A 19,263-nucleotide genomic window follows, 5' to 3' on the forward strand; every position below is an offset into this window, starting at 1 on the left:
CACCTGGATGACCACGGCCATCGCGATCGTCGGCACGCTGCCTACCAGGGCTTGATGGACGCGGCTCACGAAGCACAGGGAGCGGTCTGGCAGTTGGCACGTGGGCCGGTGACCAGCCACTTGACCGGTAGCGGTCGTGGCCGGGGGCTCGCGTCGACCGACTGTTCGTGCACCTCAGGGGGATGGACCTTGCCCGCTTCTCGCTTCCGTACCGTTTCCGCGATCGTTGTCGCGCTCGCCGCCACCGCCGCGGCCACCCCGCTCGCCCTCGCCGGTACGGCCGTGGCGACCGGGCCCGGGCCTGTGCCCGTACCGCGTCAGCATGTCGACTTCGACGGGGACGGGTTCGAGGACCTGGTCGTCCCGGTGCCCGAGGGGACGGTGTCCGGTGTCAAGAAGGCCGGGTACCTCGTGGTGTACCCGGGCAACGCGAAGGGCGTCGGCCCGGCCCGCCACAAGGTGGTCCACCAGAACACGGCCGGGGTGCCGGGGGCGGCGACGGCGGGCGCCGGGTTCGGGGCGGGGACGACCGCCGACATCGACCGTGACGGGTACACCGACCTGCTGGTCCGGCCCGCCAAGGGGCCGCAGGTCATCCTGTTCGGCGGGACGAAGGGGCTGGGCACCCGGGCCGTCGACTTCAAGGGCCGGGGCGGCGCGGTGGGCGACTTCGACGGCGACGGCCGCACGGACGTGGCCGGGATCGACCACGCCGACTGGGGCGGCAAGGTCGTGGTGAGCGAGAACATCGGCGCGGACGGCTCCGCCGGGACCACCCGCACGGTCCTGCCGGCCGACGGCAGCACCCAAGTCGAGAGCGTGCAGGCCGTGGACATCAACAACGACGGCAGGGACGACCTGCTCGTACGCAGCGGCTGCACCGACGAACCGGACTGCGACGGCACGGGGTTGTACCTGTCGACCGGTACGGGCTTCAAGGAGACCCCGATCGTCGCCGCCCCGGGGACCTATCTCAACCACTCCTCGGTGACGGTCGGTTCGGTCAACGGGGACGTGTACCCGGACCTGGTCTTCACCCGGCAGCCCACCGGGTACGACAGCGACCTGGACTTCCCGAGCAAGGGCGGTGCGGTGGCGGTCGTCCACGGCGGACCCAAGGGCCAGAACACCAAGCTGAAGCCGAAGTGGATCACCCAGAGCACCGCCGGGGTGCCCGGTGCCGACGAGGCCGGCGACGCGATGGGCGCGAGCGCCGCGGTGGCGGACCTCGACGGCGACGGCTACGGCGAGGTCGTGGTCGGCCTGCCGGGCGAGGACGTGGGCAAGGTCAAGGACGCGGGCGGGGTGCTGGTGTTCAAGGGTCGCGCCTCGGGCATCACGGGCGCGGGCACGAAGGTGATCGGCCAGGCCACGAAGAACGTCCCCGGCGTCGACGAGAAGGGCGACCGGTTCGGCGGCGAGGTCCACATCGTGGCCGCCGCCAAGCGCGTACCGGCCACGCTCGCGGTGGCCGCCCCCGGGGAGAATACGAACCAGGGTGCTGTGTGGCTGTTCAAGGGCAGCCGCTCGGGGCCGGTGACCAAGGGCAGCGTCTCCTTCGGGGAGTCCAGCCTGGGGCTGAAGCCGTCGGCTGTTCAGTTCGGGCGGCTGCTGGGCTGAGGGGGGGAGACGGTCCGGCGGGGCGGGGAGTTGTTGCTGCCCCGTGCCGCCCGGCGGCTATTCCTGCCGTAGCGCGAACCACAACTCCGCCCGTACGTCCATGTCGTTGAGGTCCACGCCCAGCAACACCGCGCACCGCCCGATGCGTTGGCGGACGGTGTTGCGGTGGACGGCCAGGGCCACCGCCGTACGGTCCCAACTGCCGTGCAGGGAGAGCCAGCAGCGCAGGGTGTCGGCCAGCGGCGGGGTGAGCGGGGCGAGGAGCGTGCGGGCGTGGGCGGCCGCCTGGTCGGGCGGGATCAGGGCGGCCAGGCCGGTGACCGGGGTGTCCACCGTGAGCGGGGCGCGGGTCGCCTCCGCGTGGGCCAGGGCGCGCGCCGCCCGGAGGTCGGCGGAGCCCAGGGCCGCGAGCGGGGTGGGGGCGGAGACGCCTAGGGTCCAGCCCGGTTGCAGGGCCACGGTGGGGGCTTGTGGGGGTGTCGGGGGCTCCTCGCCGCCGCCCGCTTCCCGGGTCGCTTCCCCGGCGGTCGACGGGAGCAGGACCCGTACCGTGTCGCCGCCCTCCCGCCCCGCGTCCACCAGCGCCGAGCCCAGCGACGCCCCCAGCGCCCCGGCCGTCAGGGCGTCCGCCGTGGTGCCGTCGCTGCGGCGGGCGTGGATCACCGTCCAGGGGTCCGGGGAGCCCAGCAGCGGGGCCACCTCGGCGGGCGTGGCGCCGAGCAGCAGCCGTACCAGCGCCGCCGAGCGGTCCGCCGCGTCCGCGCCCTGGTGCGGGGCGGCCAGGAGGGAGAGCAGGACCACCGCGATCCCGGCCACCGTGTGGTCGCCCGCCTCCCGCCGCCGGGTCGCCAGGGCCAGGGCGAGGCCCTCGCCGCCGCCCAGCGCGTACGCGGCCAGGTGCGTGCCGCCGTGGGTGTCGGTGGCCGACGCGGGGGAGCCGGGGCGTTCGCGGGCGACCACCCGGGCCAGGCGTGCCAGCGCCGCCGCCGCCTCCGGGGGCGGGCGGCGGCCCGCCGCGTGGACCTCCTCGCCCCGCGCCGTCAGCAGCACCGCCCGGCCGCTCAGCTGCGCGGCGAGCTGGTGCAGGACCGCCGGTACGGGGTCGGGGCGGGCCGCCGCCGTCGCCAGGGCCTGCTGGGCCCGGGTCACCCGGCGCAGCTCGCGGTGGCGGGCCTCCGCCATCAGCCGCCACACCGCCCGCGCGATCGTCGTGAACGGGGTCTCCGGCGGTACCTCCAGCAGCGGCAGTCCGTAGCGGTCGCACGCCTCGATCAGGGCTTCGGGGACCGTCTCGTGCACCGGCCGGACGCCGAAACCCAGCGCCGCCGCCCCTGCCTCCACCAGCCGCGCCACGTAGTGGTCCGGGTCCGTGAGCAGCACCCCGGCGCTGAGCAGCAGCTCGCCTCCGAGGAGGTACGGGTAGGGGTCGGCCATCTCCGAGGTGTGCACCCAGAGCAGCTCGGCGTCGGACGGGCCGGCGATGTGGCGCAGGCCCAGCTCCTCCCGGGCCAGGAGTTCGGCGAGAGGGATCGGCGGGGCGGGCGGGCCGGGGGAGGGCGCGGGCGGGGTCGGCATGGATGGTTCGTCCGTTCTCGGCGGTGAGAGTGGAGGAAACGTACACTTCAGCGCCGCCTTTCGGCCACCTACCGTCTTCCTCGCACCTGCACCCGCACTGCACCTGTTGCGCGAGACGGAGGGAAGCCCATGGCTGTCGACTACGCCGTGATCGTCGTCTACCTGGCCGGCATGCTCGCCATGGGCTGGTGGGGCATGCGCCGCGCCAAGTCCAAGAGCGAGTTCCTGGTCGCCGGGCGCCGCCTCGGGCCCTGGATGTACTCCGGCACCATGGCCGCCATCGTCCTCGGCGGCGCGTCCACCATCGGCGGCGTCGGGCTCGGCTACCAGTACGGGCTCTCCGGCGCCTGGATGGTCCTCACCATCGGGCTCGGCCTGCTCGCGCTCTCCGTCTTCTTCTCCGCGCGCATCGCCCGGCTGAAGGTCTACACCGTCTCCGAGATGCTCGACCTGCGCTACGGCGGGCGGGCCGGGATCATCTCCGGCGTCGTCATGTGGGCGTACACCCTGATGCTCGCGGTCACCTCGACCATCGCGTACGCCACCATCTTCGACGTCCTCTTCGACGTGAACCGCACGGTCGCCATCGTCCTCGGCGGTGCCATCGTCGTCGCGTACTCGACGCTCGGCGGCATGTGGTCGATCACGCTCACCGACATGGTCCAGTTCGTCGTCAAGACCATCGGGGTGCTGCTGCTCCTGCTGCCGATCGCCGTCGTCAAGGCGGGCGGCTTCAGCGAGATGAAGGCCCAGCTGCCGACGGAGTACTTCGACCCGCTCGGTATCGGCGGCGAGACGATCTTCACGTACGTCCTCATCTACACCTTCGGCATGCTCATCGGGCAGGACATCTGGCAGCGGGTCTTCACCGCCCGCAGCGACCGCACGGCCCGGTGGGGCGGGACGGTCGCCGGTACGTACTGCCTCGTGTACGCCATCGCCGGAGCCGTCATCGGTACCGCGGCAAAGGTGATGTACCCGAACCTGGCGAGCGCGGATGCCGCCTTCGCGACCATCGTGAAGGACGAGCTGCCGGTGGGGGTGCGGGGGCTGGTGCTCGCCGCCGCGCTCGCCGCCGTGATGTCCACGTCCTCCGGGGCGCTGATCGCCTGCGCGACCGTCGCCAACAACGACATCTGGTCGCGGTTGCGGGGGGCCGTGGTGCGGAGTGGGGGCGGGGACGGTGACGAGCCCCATGACGAGGTCAAGGGGAACCGGGCGTTCATCCTGATCATGGGGATCGCCGTCATTCTGATCGCCATCGCTCTGAACGATGTGGTCCAGGCGCTGACCGTCGCCTACAACCTGCTGGTGGGCGGGCTCCTGGTGCCGATCCTGGGCGGGCTGCTGTGGCGGCGCGGGACGGCGGCGGGGGCGCTGTCGGCGGTGTGCGTGGGGGGTGTCGCGGTGATCGGGCTGATGGCGTACTACGGCATCCTCGCCAACCAGCCGATCTACTACGGGCTGCTGTCCTCGCTGGCCGTGTACGTCGTGGTGTCGCTGGCTACGCCGCCTACGGATGCGGCCGTGCTGGCCGCTTGGCGCGAGCGGTTGGCAGGGCGGGGCGCGCCTGAGGCCGAGGCCCCCGCCCCGGAGCCGGCCACCACCTGACCGGTTCCGTCCTCAAACGCCGGACGGGCTGAAAGGCGCCCTCAATCGCCGGGCGGGCTTGAGGTTGCCGGACGGGCTGGGTTCGCCCGCCGGACCCCGCACACTTGACACCGTACGAAACCCGTACGAATCCTGAAACGAAAGGCACACCACCCCCATGAGCAGCACCGAATCGCCGCGCGGCCCCGTCGACTCCTCCCGCGTCCCGCGGTACGCCGGGCCCGCGACGTTCGCCCGGCTGCCCCGGCTCGACGAGGTCGGGCGGGCCGATGTCGCCGTCGTCGGCGTGCCCTTCGACAGCGGGGTCTCCTACCGGCCCGGCGCCCGCTTCGGCGGCAACGCGATCCGTGAGGCCTCCCGGCTGCTGCGCCCGTACAACCCGGCCCAGGACGCCTCCCCGTTCGCCCTCGCGCAGGTCGCGGACGCCGGGGACATCGCGGCGAACCCGTTCAACATCAACGAGGCCGTCGAGACCGTCGAGGCCGCCGCCGACGACCTGCTGAACACCGGCGCCCGCCTCATGACCCTCGGCGGCGACCACACCATCGCCCTGCCGCTCCTGCGCTCCGTCGCCAAGAAGCACGGGCCCGTCGCCCTGCTCCACTTCGACGCGCACCTGGACACCTGGGACACCTACTTCGGCGCCGAGTACACCCACGGCACCCCCTTCCGCCGGGCCGTCGAGGAGGGCATCCTCGACACCTCCGCCCTCTCCCACGTCGGCACCCGCGGCCCGCTCTACGGCAAGCAGGACCTGACCGACGACGAGAAGATGGGCTTCGGCATCGTCACCTCCGCCGACGTCATGCGGCGCGGTGTCGACGAGATCGCCGACCAGCTGCGCCAGCGCATCGGCGACCGGCCGCTCTACATCTCCATCGACATCGACGTCCTGGACCCGGCGCACGCCCCCGGCACCGGCACCCCCGAGGCCGGCGGCCTCACCTCCCGCGAGCTGCTGGAGATCCTGCGCGGCCTCGCCTCCTGCCACCTGGTCTCCGCCGACCTGGTCGAGGTGGCCCCCGCGTACGACCACGCCGAGATCACCTCCGTGGCCGCCTCCCACACCGCGTACGAGCTGACGACGATCATGTCCCGTCAGATCGCGGCGGCGAAGGCAGACAAGGAAGCCAAGTGAGCCACGACCACGACGACCGGCCGCAGCTCACCGCCGCGCAGGCCGCCGCCGTACTGACCCCGCCGCCCGGCCGCAACGGCGGTGACCTCGTCGTCGAGTCGCTCCAGGGGCTCGGCGCGACCACCGTCTTCGGCCTGCCCGGTCAGCACGCGCTCGGCATGTTCGACGCGCTGCGCCGCTCCACCCTCCGTTACGTCGGACTCCGCGTCGAGAACAACGCCGGGTTCGCCGCCGACGCGTACGGCCGGATCACGGGTGAAGTGGCACCCCTGCTCCTCTCCACCGGGCCCGGCGCGCTCACCTCGCTCGCCGCGCTCCAGGAGGCGGCCGCCGCCTCCGCCCCCGTCCTCGCGATCTCCAGCCAGGTCCCCACGGCGGGGCTCGGCGGCGGGCGCCACGGCTATCTGCACGAGCTGCGCGACCAGCAGGCCTCCGTACGGGACATCGTGAAGTCCGTGCACACCGTGCGTTCCGCCTCGCAGATCCCGTCCGCGATCGCCGCCGCCTGGGAGTCCGCGCTGACCGCCCCGCACGGGCCGGTCTGGGTGGAGATCCCGCAGGACGTACTGCTCGCCGAAACGACTCTGCCGGTCGTCAGCGCCATGGACGCCACCCCGCGCGAGCTCTACCCGCGCCCCGAGCTGACGATCGCCGCAGCCCACCTGCTGTCGAACGCCGAACGCCCGGTGATCATCGCGGGCGGCGGAGTCGTACGGTCCGACGCCTCCGGCAAGCTGCGCGCGCTCGCCGAGAAGCTCGACGCGCCCGTCGTCACCACCTTCGGCGGCAAGGGCGCCTTCCCCTGGGAGCACCCGCTCTCGCTGCGCTCCTGGCTGGAGGACCGGCACACCACCGACTTCCTGGAGGACGCGGACGTCCTGCTCGTCGTCGGCTCGGGGCTCGGCGAGCTCTCCTCGAACTACCACACCTTCCGGCCGCGCGGCCGGGTGATCCAGATCGAGGCGGACGCCGGGAAGCTGGAGTCCAACCACCCCGCCCTCGGCATCCACTCCGACGCCCGCGAGGCGCTGGCCGAGCTGCTGGAGGCCGTGGAGCGGCGCGAGGACGCGGGTGCCGCGGAGCGCGTAGTCACGGTGCTGGAGAAGGTACGGGTCCGGATCGACGCCCAGGAGCTCACCCTGGAGCAGCAGGTCCTGGCCGCCGTCCGCGAGGCGCTGCCCGACGCGTCGCCCAGCTTCTGGGACATGACGATCCTGGCGTACTGGGCGTGGTCCGCGTTCGACGCGCGGCGCCCCAACACCATGCACTCCGCCCAGGGTGCGGGCGGCCTCGGCTACGGCTTCCCGGCGGCTATCGGGGCTGCCTCCGCCGACCCGACGACCCCGGTGCTCGCGGTCTCCGGGGACGGCGGGGCGATGTACTCCATCGCGGAGCTGGCCACCGCGCGCCAGTACGACCTGCCGCTGACCTGGCTGATCGTCGACGACGGCGGCTACGGCATCCTGCGCGAGTACATGACGGGCGCCTTCGGCGAGGCCTCGGCCACCGAGCTGTCCCGCCCGGACTTCGTCGCGCTCGCCGAGTCCTTCGGCGTGCCCGCCGTCCGTACGACACCGGAGTCGCTCGCCACGGACCTGGGCAAGGCGCTGGCGGCCCCGGGGCCGTCCGTCGTCGTGCTCCCGGCCCTGCTGCGGATGTTCGAGCCGACGCATCTTTAGGGCGCGTGGCTGCAGGGGCCCCTCAGCCGGTGGCCGCGGCCCTCTCCGTGCTCGCGTCCGCCTCCGCTTCGGCGGCGGACGCGGGTGCGGGTGCGCGTTCCGCGGAGGGCGGCGCGGCGCCGGCCTCCTCCGGTGAGGTTCCGTCGAGGTCGGTGAAGGTCACCCGGATGCTGCTCCCGAACAGCTCCATCCGGAACATCGCTTCCATGGCACGGGCCAGCCGGGCCAGCAGAGGCACCGTGGGAACCGCGCCGCCGAGCTCCAGCTTCGAGACCTGCGGCTGTGTCATGCCGGCGCGCCGGGCCAGCTCGGTCTGTGAGAGGCCGAGGGCGACCCGCCGGTCGTACACGGCCTGTCCGAGGTCGAACGCGAGAGAGATCTCCTCGCGCCGCCGCTCCACCTCCGGGTCCTCGGCGATTCCCTGGGCGACCTTCTCGTCGCGGGCGAACTTCCAGCGTGCGTGGCTGACCATTACCGCTTCTCCTTCTCCTCGTCGGCTGTACGCGTGTACTCATCGTGAGCCGGTTGGTGCTGGGTCTCGCAGAGCACCTTGGCGCGCTTGGCGCGGGCGACCTCGGCCGTCTCCCGCTGTCGCGTCCTGCGGAAGACGGTAAGCAGAACGATCCGGCGATCCGGTGCGAGCCAATAGGGAATCCGGGTCGCGAACCCCCGCCGCCCGAGGCTGAACCGCAGCTCGCGGACGCCGTCGCCGAGGTGCCGTGAGTACGGCTCCCCGAGAGTCGTGGGGCGCCCCCGCAGCAGCTCGGAGACGTGCTCGACCACGAGGAGGTCGTTGTACGGCAGGTTCATCAGCCACAGCCGAACCTCGGGTTCGATCTCGATCACATAGGGCGTATCCATATATCGGAACGTATAGATACTTCAGTGTATGGCGCCCGTCTTCTCCGCGCAGTCACCCGCAAGGGTGATCCCTTCCGAATGGTTGCCGTAGCCCCTCTTCAGCCCCCGCCACTCCTCCCGTTTGTTGCGGAGGGATGAAATCCGCTCCCCGCCGTGTTGGTGCCTTCCGGAAGATCAGGCGAAAACAGATGGATCAGCGGACAGGCCGGGAGGCAACACGTGACGGGCGCAGAGCAACAGGGGTGGGGCCGACGGCTGACCGGGTACGCGTGGCGGTACCGGCGGAACGTCGTGCTCGCGCTCGGTTCCTCGCTCGCCGGGATGGCCGTCATGGCCCTCGTCCCGCTGATCACCAAGGTGATCATCGACGACGTCGTCACCGACCACACGCGCTCGCTCGCCGTCTGGACCGGCCTCCTCATCGGGGCAGCCGTCCTCGTCTACATCGCCACCTACATCCGCCGCTACTACGGCGGCCGGCTCGCCCTGGACGTCCAGCACGATCTGCGTACGGACATGTACGCGACGATCACACGGCTCGACGGCAAGCGTCAGGACGAGCTGTCCACCGGGCAGGTCGTCGGGCGGGCCACCAGCGACCTCCAGCTCATCCAGGGGCTGCTGTTCATGCTCCCGATGACCATCGGGAACGTCCTGCTCTTCATCCTCTCCCTGGTGATCATGGCGTGGCTGTCCCTGCCGCTCACCCTCGTCGCCCTCGCCGTCGCCCCCGCGCTCTGGTTCATCGCCCGCCGCTCCAAGACCCGCCTCTTCCCCGCCACCTGGTACGCCCAGGGCCAGGCCGCCGCCGTCGCCGGAGTCGTCGACGGGGCCGTCTCCGGGGTGCGGGTCGTCAAGGGGTTCGGCCAGGAGGACCAGGAGACCGGCAAGCTCCGCGAGGTCAGCCGCCGGCTCTTCGCCGGGCGGCTGCGCACCATCCGGCTGAACTCCCGATACACCCCCGCCCTCCAGGCCGTGCCCGCGCTCGGCCAGGTCGCCATGCTCGCCCTCGGCGGCTGGCTGGCCACCCGGGGCGAGATCACCCTCGGCACGTTCGTCGCCTTCTCCACGTACCTCGCCCAGCTCGTCGGCCCGGTCCGGATGCTCGCCATGGTCCTCACCGTCGGCCAGCAGGCCCGCGCCGGTGTGGAACGCGTCCTGGAGCTCATCGACACCGAGCCCTCCATGAAGGACGGCACCAAGGAGCTGCCGGCCGACGCAGCGGCCGGCATCGAGTTCGACGACGTGCGCTTTGGTTACGACGACGAGCGCCCGGTCCTCGACGGCTTCTCGCTCACCGTCGAACCCGGCGAGACCGTCGCCGTCGTCGGCGCCTCCGGCAGCGGCAAATCCACCGTCTCGCTCCTGCTGCCACGCTTCTACGACGTCTCCCACGGCGCCGTCCTGATCGGCGGCCACGACGTCCGCGAGCTCACCCAGGCGTCCCTGCGCTCCGCCATCGGGCTCGTTCCCGAGGACAGCTTCCTCTTCTCCGACACTGTCCGCTCCAACATCGCCTACGGCTTCCCCGGCGCCACCCAGGAGCAGATCGAGCAGGCCGCCCGCGCCGCCCAGGCCCACGGGTTCATCTCCGCCCTGCCCCACGGGTACGACACCACCGTCGGCGAGCACGGCCTCACCCTCTCCGGCGGCCAGCGCCAGCGGGTCGCCCTCGCCCGCGCCATCCTCACCGACCCCCGGCTCCTCCTCCTGGACGACGCCACCTCCGCCGTCGACGCCCGCGTCGAGCACGAGATCCACGAGGCCCTCAAGCAGGTGATGGAGGGCCGTACGACGCTCCTCATCGCCCACCGCCGCTCCACCCTCCAGCTCGCCGACCGCATCGCCGTCCTGGACGGCGGGAAGCTCGCCGCCCTCGGCACCCACGCGGAGCTGGAGCGCACCTCCCCGCTCTACCGCCGCCTGCTCACCGACCCCGACGAGCTCGGCGGTACGTCCCCGGGCCACCGCCCGCAGCGCGGCGAGGCGGACCCCGACGGCGGCCGGGCCCTCCAGCAGGAGCTGGACGCCGAGTTCGACGCCGAGCGCGGTGTCACGCCCCAGCTGTGGATCCGCAAGGAGGAGGAGCGGGACACCACGGTCGCCGGGATGCCCGCCACCCCCGAACTGCTCGCCCAGGTCGAGGCCCTGCCGCCCGCCACGGACACCCCCCAGGTCGACGAGGCACGTGCCGTGCGGTCCGAGGACTCCTACGGGCTGCGCCGACTGCTGGGCGGCTTCGGGGCCGCGCTCCTGGTCAGCCTCGGGCTCGTCGCCGTGGACGCCGGCATGGGCCTGCTGCTGCCGGTCCTGATCCGGCACGGCATCGACGAGGGCGTCACCCAGGTCTCGATCGGCGCGGTGTGGGCGGCCTCCGCGATCGCCCTGGCCGTCGTGGTCGTCCAGTGGGTGGCCCAGACCGGCGAGATCCGGATGACCGGCCGGACCGGCGAGCGGGTCCTCTACTCGCTCCGCCTGAAGATCTTCGCCCAGCTCCAGCGGCTCGGCCTCGACTACTACGAGCGCGAGCTGACCGGCCGGATCATGACCCGGATGACGACGGACGTGGACGCCCTCTCGACGTTCCTCCAGACCGGCCTGGTCACCGCGTTCGTCTCCGTCGTCACCTTCTTCGGCATCATGGTCGCCCTGCTCGTCCTGGACATCCAGCTCGCCCTGGTCGTCTTCGCGACGCTGCCCGTGCTGATCATCGGGACCTACTTCTTCCGCCGCAGCAGCGTCAAGGCGTACGAACTGGCCCGTGAGCGCATCAGCGGGGTCAACGCCGACCTCCAGGAGTCCGTCTCCGGCCTCCGTATCGTCCAGGCCTTCGGCCGGGAGCACGACGGGGCCGCCCGCTACGCCGAGCGCAGCGACCACTACCGCCAGGCCCGGGTGCGCGGCCAGTGGCTGATCTCCATCTACTTCCCGTTCGTCCAGCTGCTGGCCTCGATCGCCGCGGCCGCCGTGATCATCGTCGGCGCGGGCCGGGTCGACAACGGCACGCTGACCACCGGCGCCCTGGTCGCCTACCTCCTCTACATCGACCTCTTCTTCGCCCCCGTCCAGCAGCTCTCCCAGGTCTTCGACGGCTACCAGCAGGCCACCGTCTCCCTCGGCCGCATCCAGGAGCTGCTGCGCGAACCCACCTCCACCGCCGACCCGGACGAACCGCTCGACGTGCTCTCGCTGCGCGGCGAGATCGCCTTCGAGGACGTCTCCTTCGCCTACGGCAAGGAGGAGGAGGCCCTCACCGGCATCGACCTGCACATCCCGGCCGGGCAGACCGTCGCCTTCGTCGGCGAGACGGGCGCGGGGAAGTCGACCCTGGTCAAGCTCGTCGCCCGGTTCTACGACCCCACCAGCGGCCGGGTCACCGCCGACGGCACCGATCTGCGCCGGCTCGACATGACCGCCTACCGCCACCGCCTCGGCGTCGTCCCCCAGGAGGCGTACCTCTTCGCCGGTACGGTCCGCGACGCCATCGCCTACGGGCTTCCCGACGCCACCGACGCCCGGGTGGAGGCCGCCGCCCGCGCGGTCGGCGCGCACGAGATGATCGCCACCCTGGAGGACGGCTACCTCCACGAGGTCGCCGAGCGCGGCCGCAACCTCTCCGCCGGGCAGCGCCAGCTCATCGCGCTCGCCCGCGCCGAGCTCGTCGACCCGGACATCCTGCTCCTGGACGAGGCCACCGCCGCCCTGGACCTCGCCAGCGAGGCCCTGGTCAACCAGGCCACCGACCGGCTCACCGGCCGCCGCACCACGCTGGTGGTGGCGCACCGCCTGACCACCGCCGCCCGCGCCGACCGGGTCGTGGTGATGGACCAGGGGCGCGTCGCCGAGGACGGCACGCACGACGAACTGCTGGCCCTGGACGGGCGGTACGCCCGGCTGTGGCGCACGTTCATAGGCGAGGACATCGGCGAGGGCATAGGGGAGGACGAGCCGGCGGGCGTCTGAGGCGAGCCCCGGCCCACCTGTGCAACCTCCCGGGGGTCTGCTGCGTCGTAGCCAGGGACGCACAGGTGCGTACAGATGTCAGGTGGGGGCGAAAGTGTTCGACAGGGCGGCGGGATCCAGGGGACCGCAGGGGCGGCCTCGACGCGAGGGGGTGGCGGCGCGCCTGCTCGTCCTGCCGCTGCTGGCCGGTCTCGTGCTCCTCCTCGGCGCCCCGGCCACGGCGGCCCAGGCCGCGCCCGCCTGCTCCGGCCGCCCCGCGAAGACCGTCGCGTTCGCGACGGGCGAGCTGCGCGTCTACAAGAGCCGCGCCCACGTGTGTGCCGTCACCGTCACCAAGAAGCCGGGCAAGAAGCGGGCGATGAGCGTCACCCTCCAGCCGCGCGGCGGACGCGTGGTCAAGGACAGCGGCTCGTTCACCAAGATGGCCGGGCCGGTGACGGTGAACGCCCTCAACCGCTGCGTCCGGGCCACCGGAACGGTCGCCGGGAAGTCGGCCTCCACCGGCTGGATCCTCTGCTGAGCGCACTGCGAGGCCCCGCAGGGCCCCGTATGGGAAACGTGTGAGGAACCAGGACACGCGCAACTGGGTCTGGCGCGCAGTGCGTTGCCCTCGCTAAGTTCACGGCGACTGTTGTGAATCAAGGGGAGGGTGCATGCGCAAGGCGCTCACAGGGGTTCTCTCGCTCGCGGTGCTCATCGGCACGGTGGGAGCGGCGGGAGCCTCGGCCGGTGCGGCCACCGCCGCGGAACCGGACGCGAAGAGGAGCGGCCTCACCGCCGTACGCGGCGGCGAAGCGGGCAACGAGGACATCAAGGACCGCATCCTGGCGATCCCGGGGATGAGCCTGATCGAGGAGAAGCCCTACGCCGGGTACCGCTACTTCGTCCTCAACTACACCCAGCCGGTCGACCACCGGCGCCCGTCCAAGGGCACGTTCCAGCAGCGGATCACCGTGCTGCACAAGGACACCGCCCGTCCGACGGTCTTCTCCACCAGCGGCTACAACGTCTCGACCAACCCGAGCCGCAGCGAGCCGACGCAGATCATCGACGGGAACCAGGTCTCCCTGGAGTATCGCTTCTTCACCCCGTCCCGCCCGGCGCCCGCCGACTGGACCAAGCTCGACATCTGGCAGGCGGCCACCGACCAGCACCGGGTGTTCACGGCGCTGAAGAAGGTCTACCCGAAGAAGTGGCTGGCCACCGGCGGCTCCAAGGGCGGTATGACCGCCACGTACTTCGAGCGGTTCTACCCGAAGGACATGGACGGCGTCGTCGCGTACGTCGCGCCCAACGACGTCGACGACCGTGAGGACTCGGCGTACGACCGGTTGTTCCGGAACGTCGGAACCAAGGAATGCCGCGACAAGCTGCAGGCGGTGCAGCGCGAGGCGCTGATCCGCCGGGCCCCGCTGCAGAAGAGGTTCAAGGAGTACGCCGCCGCCAACGGCCTCACCTTCACCACCCTCGGCTCCCTCGACCGGGCCTACGAGGCCGCCGTCATGGACTACGTCTTCGGGTTCTGGCAGTACAGCCTGCTCGCCGACTGCTCCGAGATCCCGGCCGACGCCAAGAACGCCACCGACGACGCGATCTGGGACTCCGTCGACGGGATCTCCGGCTTCTCCTTCTACTCCGACCAGGACCTGGAGACGTACACCCCGTACTACTACCAGGCGGGCACCCAGCTCGGATCGCCGGACATCAAGCAGCCCTGGCTGGGCAACCTGAGCCGCTACGGCTACCAGGCCCCGCGCAGCTTCGTGCCCCGCTCCATCCCGATGAAGTTCGACCGGGGCGCGATGCGGGACGTGGACAGCTGGGTCCGGAACAACGCCCGGCAGATGCTGTACGTGTACGGGGAGAACGACCCGTGGAGTGCGGAGCCCTTCCGGCTGGGGCGCGGTGCCAAGGACAGTTACGTGTACACCGTGCCGGGCGGCAACCACGGTGCCCGGGTCTCCGGTCTGCCCGAGGACCGGAGGGCGAAGGCCACCGCCGCGATCCTGCGCTGGGCGGGCGTCGCCCCGGCGGCCGTCCAGGCGGACCCGGCGAAGGCGAAGCCGCTGGCGAAGTTCGACACGAAGCTCGACCAGCTCAACGGCGAGGTCGAGCGCGGCGAGGGCATCCTGCGCCCGTAGCCGCTGCTCTGAACACCGCGCCCGCCGGCTCCCCTTCGTACGGAGGAGAGCCGGCGGGCGCAGTGCTGCCGGTGCGGTCCGCGCTAGTACGACAGTCCGTGGCCCACCGGGTACAGCACCCGCGCCGGGTCGTCCGCCCGCTGGACCGGGACCGGGAGCCTGCCCTCCGGGCCGGCGCGGCCCGCGATCACCCGGGCGGCGGCGCGGAGTTCGACATCCGTCCAGGAGTAGGTCGCCAGGACCGCGGCGACCCCCCGGCCGGTGAGGTGGGCGGCGTCGTACGGGTTGCGGATCGCGACGGCGACCACCGGGACGCCGGTCGCCACGAGGGCGTCGACGAGGGTGCGCTGGGTGCTGCCCGCCGTGATGTTGTACGTCGCCACGACCACCGCGTCCCTGCCCTGTGCGGCGGCGACGGCCTCGGTGATCTTCGCCTGGTTCGGGGCAGTACCGGTGGACAACGCCGTTGCGGTGAAGCCCAGTTCGGTGAAGGCGCCCGCGAGGGTCGTGGTCGGTGGGCCCGTCGTGCCGGACGGGGACGCCGGGTCGGCGCCCACCACGAGGAGCCGGCGGTGGGTGCGGCGGGAGAGCGGAAGCAGGGCGCCGGGGTCGGCGAGCAGGGTCGTCGTGCGCTCGGCGATCCGGTCGGCGTCGAGGAGGTGCCTGCGGATGCCGACCGTGCGGTCGACGCCCCGGCCGCTGACGAACGGGTCGCGGAACAGGCCCAGTTTCGTCTTCAGCCGCAGGATCCGCAGGATCGATTCATCGACCCGCGCCTCGCTGATCTCGCCGCCCCGCACCGCCTCCAGCACCGCGTTCCAGGCGACGGAGAGGTTCGGCGGGTTCAGCAGCTGGTCCACGCCCGCCAGCAGCGCGAGGACCGGCACGCGGTCGTCGCCGTACTTCGTGCGTACGCCCTCCATGCCGAGCGAGTCCGTGACCACCACCCCGTCGTAGCCCAGCTCCTCGCGGAGGATGCCGGTGAGGATCGGCCGGGAGAGCGTGGCCGGGTCCTCGGACGGGTCGAGCGCCGGGACCACGATGTGCGCGGTCATGACCGAGTCGATACGGGCCCGGATCGCGGCCCGGAACGGCGGCGCGTCCAGCTCCTCCCACTGCTCCCGGGTGTGCCCGATGACGGGCAGCCCGGTGTGGCTGTCGGTGCTGGTGTCGCCGTGGCCGGGGAAGTGCTTGGCGGTGGCCGCGATCCCGGCGCCCTGATACCCCTTCACCTGCGCCGCGACCAGCTCGGCCACCGACTCGGGGTCGGAGCCGAAGGAGCGTACTCCGATCACCGGGTTGGCCGGGTTGACGTTCACGTCGGCGTCCGGCGCGTAGTTCTGGTTGATGCCGACCGCGGCCAGCTCGGCGCCCGCGATCCAGGCCGCCCGCCGGGTGTCCGAGCGTGAGCCGCCCGCGCCCAGCGCCATCGCGCCCGGCAGCAGCGTGGCGGGCTCACCGACCCGGCAGACGATGCCGTGTTCCTGGTCGGTGGAGATGAGCAGCGGGACGCGGGAGCGCCCGGCCTGGGCGGCGCGCTGGATGCCGTTGGAGAGGGCGGCGATCTGGTGCGGGTCGCGGGTGTTGTGCGCCCAGGCGAAGTAGATGATCCCGCCGACGTGGTACGTGGCGACCAGCTCGGCGGCGGTGCGGACCCCGATCTCCTTGAGGTTCGCGTCGATGTCGGCCTGGTCGGGGTCCGTGGCGGAGTGCCCGTACACCCGCATCACGAAGAGCTGGCCGACCTTCTCCTCCAGGCTCATCCCGGCGATGATCCGCCGCAGCCGGCGGTCGGTGGAGGCGTTCGTGGGGTGCGCGGATGCGGTGCCGGTGGCGGAGAGGACGCCGGTGGCCGCGGCGGCCGTGGCGGCGGCGGTGGCGGTGAGGAGGGTGCGTCGTGAGGTGCGGTGGGGCACGTGAGCTCCTTCCCGGGGGTGAAAGAAACTTCCAAGATGATACGGATATAGGGAAAGTAACTTTCGGTCAAGGGGGCGGGAGCGGAACGGGAGCGACACGCGCGCGAAGGAGTGGCCGGGGTCGTCATCCGTGTCGGGCGCGCGTGAACGCCAGGACCGTGTTGTGCCCGCCGAAGCCCAGGGAGTGGCTGAGGGCGAGGCCGACCCGCTGCGGCCTGGCCGCCTCGCGGACGATGTCGATGCCCGCCGTGGTGGCGTCCGGGGCCGTGAAGTTGGCCGTGGGCGGTACGGTCCCGCGGGCGATGCTCAGCACGGTCAGCGCCGCCTCGATCGCCCCGGCCGCGCCCATGGTGTGCCCCAGGACGCCCTTGGCCGAGGTGACCGAGGGGGCGTGACCGGTGCCGTACAGCTCCCGGATCGCCGTGGCCTCCACCGCGTCGTTGAGCGCGGTGCCCGTGCCGTGGGCGTTGATGTGGCCGACCTCGCCCGGGGAGCGCCCGGCCCGGGCCAGCGCCTCCCGGGCCGCCGCGCGCAGGCCGGCGCCCTCGGGGTGCGGGGCGGTGGCGTGGTGGGCGTCGCCGGTCGCCCCGAACCCGGCGAGGTACGCCAGGGGCCGGACCGTACGGGCGGCCGCGTGGTCCGTACGTTCCAGGACGAGCACCCCGCTCCCCTCGCCCAGCACGAACCCGTCGCGGTCCCGGTCGAACGGGCGCGAGGCGGCGCCGGGGTCGTCCTCCCGCCGGGACAGCGCGCCCAGCTTGGCGAACGCCGAGGCGCACAGGGGCGTGACCATGGCATCCGTACCGCCCGCCACCGCGATGTCGCACATCCCCGCCCGCAGCAGCAGAGCGGCCGTGATGATCGCCGTCGCGCCCGACGCGCAGGCCGTGGAGGTCTGCAACGACGGCCCGGTGGCGCCGAGTTCGATGGCGAGATGGCCGGCGGCCATGTTCGGGAGGAAGGCGGGGAGCGTCATCGGGGAGAGCGCGCCGGGACCGGAGGCGAGCAGCTTGCGGTGCTGCGCCTCCAGCGTGGAGACCCCGCCCGCCGCCGTACCCACGACCACCGCCACCCGCGCGGGGTCCCACCGCCCCGGCTCCAGCCCGGCCGACGTGATCGCCTCGCGGGCGGCGGTCAGCAGGAACCGGGTGGCGGGGTCGAACCGCCAGAGCCGCCCCCGTACCCGCTCCTGAGGCTTCTGCGGATCCAGGGGCTTCCGAGGCTCCTGCGGCGGTACCCGGCAGGCCAGGCGCACCGGCGCACCCGCCTCCGCCAGTACGGGGTCGGTGCGCGCGGTCGCCCGCCCGGCGCACACCGCGTCCCAGGTCGCCTCGGTGCCGGTGCCGCCGGGTGTCACCAGGCCGATGCCGGTGACGGCGATGTCGTCGGTCACGGCGCCGCGTCCCCGGGCGTCCCGTTCGCGGCGAGGAGTCCGGCCACCGACCGGGCCACCTCGTCGACCGTCAGCTCGGCGGTGGCGGCGGAGTCGTCGAGCGGAACGCCCCACTCCTCCTGGAGGGTGACGTAGAGCTCCACCACGGCGAGGGAGTCCAGGTCCAGTTCGCCGAGGGTGGCGTCCGGGCGTATGAGATCGGGGGCGACCTCGAACTTGTCGCCGAGCAGGGTCACGAGGTGGGTGTAGACGCGTTCCACTGGGGGCTCCTCACGGGGGCGGAATCAGGGGGCGAAGGGGTGGTGGCCGTACGGGGGAGAGGGACGGTGTCCGGCGGCTCGGTCAGCGGCCTGACGTCGGGCCAGGTCACGGCGGCGGACGCCCAGGTGAAGCCGCCGCCGAAAGCGGTGAGCAGGGTGCGCTCGCCGGGGGCCACCGCCCGGTGCACGGACGGATCGGCCAGGACCAGGGGGACCGAGGCGGCGGCGGTGTTGCCGAGCTCGCGGATGTTGCCGTACCGGTGCTCGGGCGCGATCCCCAGCCGGTCACCGACGGAGTCGAGGATCCGCTGGTTGGCCTGGTGGCCGATGAACGCCCGTACGGAGTCGGGTGTCCAGCCCGCCCGCCGCAGCACGGCGTCGGAGGACTGCGTCATGCGGCGTACCGCGTGGGCGTAGACGGCACGGCCCTCCATGTGGAAGAAGTGCGCGTCCGGGGCGGGCGGCGGCAGGTGGCGGGGGTGCCGGGCACCGCCGCCCGGGACGGTGATGGCGGCCCGGCCGCCGCCGTCCGAGCCGAGGTCCGTGGCGAGGACGGCCCCGGGCTCGTCCTGTACGCCGGGCCGCAGCAGCACGGCACCGGCCCCGTCGCCGAAGATCGGGGCGGTACCCCGGTCGGAGGGGTCGACGATGGAGGTGTACGTCTCCGCCGCGATCACCAGGGGCGCGGTGCACACCCCGCCGCGCACCAGGCCGGTGGCGACGGCCAGCGCGTACAGGAACCCCGAGCAGACCGCCGACACGTCGAACGCGGCGACCGTCCCGAGGCCGAGCCGGTGGGCGACCTCCGGGGCGGTCGCGGGGCACGGGTGGTCGGGGGTGGAGGTGGCGAGGAGCACCAGGTCCGGGCGGGCGCCCCCGGCGGAGGCGAGCGCGGCCCGGCCCGCGCCGACCGCCAGATCGCCGGTGCTCGTACCGGGGGAGGCGTGGCGGCGGCGCTCGATGCCGGTGCGGTCCCGGATCCAGCCCGCGTCGGTCAGCAGGGCGCCGCGCGCGATCACGGCGTCGTTGTCGACCACGCGCGGCGGGAGGCAGGAGCCGACACCGGAGATGACGGCGGTGTCCGCGGTGGAGTCGTCGGCGCGCAT

The 19,263-nt window shown here is 72.7% G+C and carries 14 protein-coding genes; 7 read left to right on the forward strand and 7 right to left on the reverse strand.

The features are described from left to right. Positions 1-189: 189 nt before the first annotated feature. Positions 190-1,620: an FG-GAP and VCBS repeat-containing protein gene (locus ACK8N7_RS24120; RefSeq protein WP_500444119.1), complete on the forward strand. Its 1,431-nt coding sequence runs from the start codon at positions 190-192 to the stop codon at positions 1,618-1,620. Positions 1,621-1,677: 57 nt separating this feature from the next. On the opposite strand, the gene ACK8N7_RS24125 is transcribed toward ACK8N7_RS24120, so the two are convergent. Then, on the reverse strand, positions 1,678-3,195 hold the full coding sequence (locus ACK8N7_RS24125) for a PucR family transcriptional regulator (protein ID WP_500444120.1): 1,518 nt from the start codon (positions 3,193-3,195) through the stop codon (positions 1,678-1,680). 129 nt (positions 3,196-3,324) lie between these two features. Between ACK8N7_RS24125 and ACK8N7_RS24130 the strand changes: the two genes are divergently transcribed. The 3 genes from ACK8N7_RS24130 to ACK8N7_RS24140 all read left to right on the forward strand — a co-directional run bounded on the left by ACK8N7_RS24130 (position 3,325) and on the right by ACK8N7_RS24140 (position 7,623). Beyond that, entirely contained in the window at positions 3,325-4,806 is a 1,482-nt protein-coding gene (locus ACK8N7_RS24130; protein WP_500444121.1) for a sodium:solute symporter family protein, read from the forward strand. A 157-nt stretch (positions 4,807-4,963) separates the two neighbouring features. Beyond that, the gene (gene speB, locus ACK8N7_RS24135) at positions 4,964-5,944 is read left to right on the forward strand and encodes an agmatinase (RefSeq protein ID WP_319348739.1); all 981 of its coding nucleotides are present in this window, start codon (positions 4,964-4,966) and stop codon (positions 5,942-5,944) included. Then, positions 5,941-7,623 carry a thiamine pyrophosphate-binding protein gene (locus ACK8N7_RS24140; RefSeq protein WP_403212980.1) on the forward strand — a complete coding sequence of 561 codons (1,683 nt, stop codon included), beginning with the start codon at positions 5,941-5,943 and terminating at the stop codon, positions 7,621-7,623. The genes speB and ACK8N7_RS24140 overlap by 4 nt, the downstream gene beginning before the upstream one ends. Positions 7,624-7,645: 22 nt before the next feature. Here the strand turns inward: ACK8N7_RS24140 and ACK8N7_RS24145 are convergent, their stop codons facing one another. Both ACK8N7_RS24145 and ACK8N7_RS24150 read right to left on the reverse strand, forming a co-directional pair. Then, positions 7,646-8,095, reverse strand: coding sequence for a helix-turn-helix domain-containing protein (locus tag ACK8N7_RS24145; RefSeq protein WP_500444122.1), 450 nt, complete (start codon positions 8,093-8,095; stop codon positions 7,646-7,648). After that, positions 8,095-8,484, reverse strand: coding sequence for a type II toxin-antitoxin system RelE/ParE family toxin (locus tag ACK8N7_RS24150; protein ID WP_500444123.1), 390 nt, complete (start codon positions 8,482-8,484; stop codon positions 8,095-8,097). The genes ACK8N7_RS24145 and ACK8N7_RS24150 overlap by 1 nt, the downstream gene beginning before the upstream one ends. Before the next feature lie 219 nt (positions 8,485-8,703). Between ACK8N7_RS24150 and ACK8N7_RS24155 the strand changes: the two genes are divergently transcribed. From ACK8N7_RS24155 to ACK8N7_RS24165, 3 genes are all read left to right on the forward strand, one after another. Next, on the forward strand, positions 8,704-12,447 hold the full coding sequence (locus ACK8N7_RS24155; protein ID WP_500444124.1) for an ABC transporter ATP-binding protein: 3,744 nt from the start codon (positions 8,704-8,706) through the stop codon (positions 12,445-12,447). 151 nt (positions 12,448-12,598) lie between these two features. Then, positions 12,599-12,967, forward strand: coding sequence for a hypothetical protein (locus ACK8N7_RS24160; protein WP_403212972.1), 369 nt, complete (start codon positions 12,599-12,601; stop codon positions 12,965-12,967). 133 nt (positions 12,968-13,100) lie between these two features. Continuing rightward, positions 13,101-14,588, forward strand: coding sequence for a S28 family serine protease (locus ACK8N7_RS24165; RefSeq protein ID WP_500444125.1), 1,488 nt, complete (start codon positions 13,101-13,103; stop codon positions 14,586-14,588). Between the two features lie 83 nt (positions 14,589-14,671). Here ACK8N7_RS24165 and ACK8N7_RS24170 read toward each other — a convergent pair whose 3' ends face one another. The 4 genes from ACK8N7_RS24170 to ACK8N7_RS24185 form a co-directional block, all read right to left on the reverse strand. Beyond that, entirely contained in the window at positions 14,672-16,504 is a 1,833-nt protein-coding gene (locus tag ACK8N7_RS24170; RefSeq protein WP_403212968.1) for a glycoside hydrolase family 3 protein, read from the reverse strand. Between the two features lie 124 nt (positions 16,505-16,628). After that, a complete protein-coding gene (locus ACK8N7_RS24175) occupies positions 16,629-17,897 on the reverse strand; it encodes a beta-ketoacyl-[acyl-carrier-protein] synthase family protein (protein ID WP_500444126.1) in 1,269 nt (422 codons plus the stop codon). Further along, complete coding sequence (locus tag ACK8N7_RS24180) at positions 17,894-18,157, reverse strand: phosphopantetheine-binding protein (protein WP_403212964.1); 264 nt, start codon at positions 18,155-18,157, stop codon at positions 17,894-17,896. Before ACK8N7_RS24180 ends, ACK8N7_RS24175 begins: the two co-directional genes overlap by 4 nt. Further along, entirely contained in the window at positions 18,130-19,263 is a 1,134-nt protein-coding gene (locus ACK8N7_RS24185) for a beta-ketoacyl-ACP synthase III (RefSeq protein WP_500444127.1), read from the reverse strand. The genes ACK8N7_RS24180 and ACK8N7_RS24185 overlap by 28 nt, the downstream gene beginning before the upstream one ends.

This window comes from Streptomyces griseobrunneus, from assembly GCF_046713465.1.
Classification (GTDB): Bacteria; Actinomycetota; Actinomycetes; order Streptomycetales; family Streptomycetaceae; genus Streptomyces; species Streptomyces microflavus.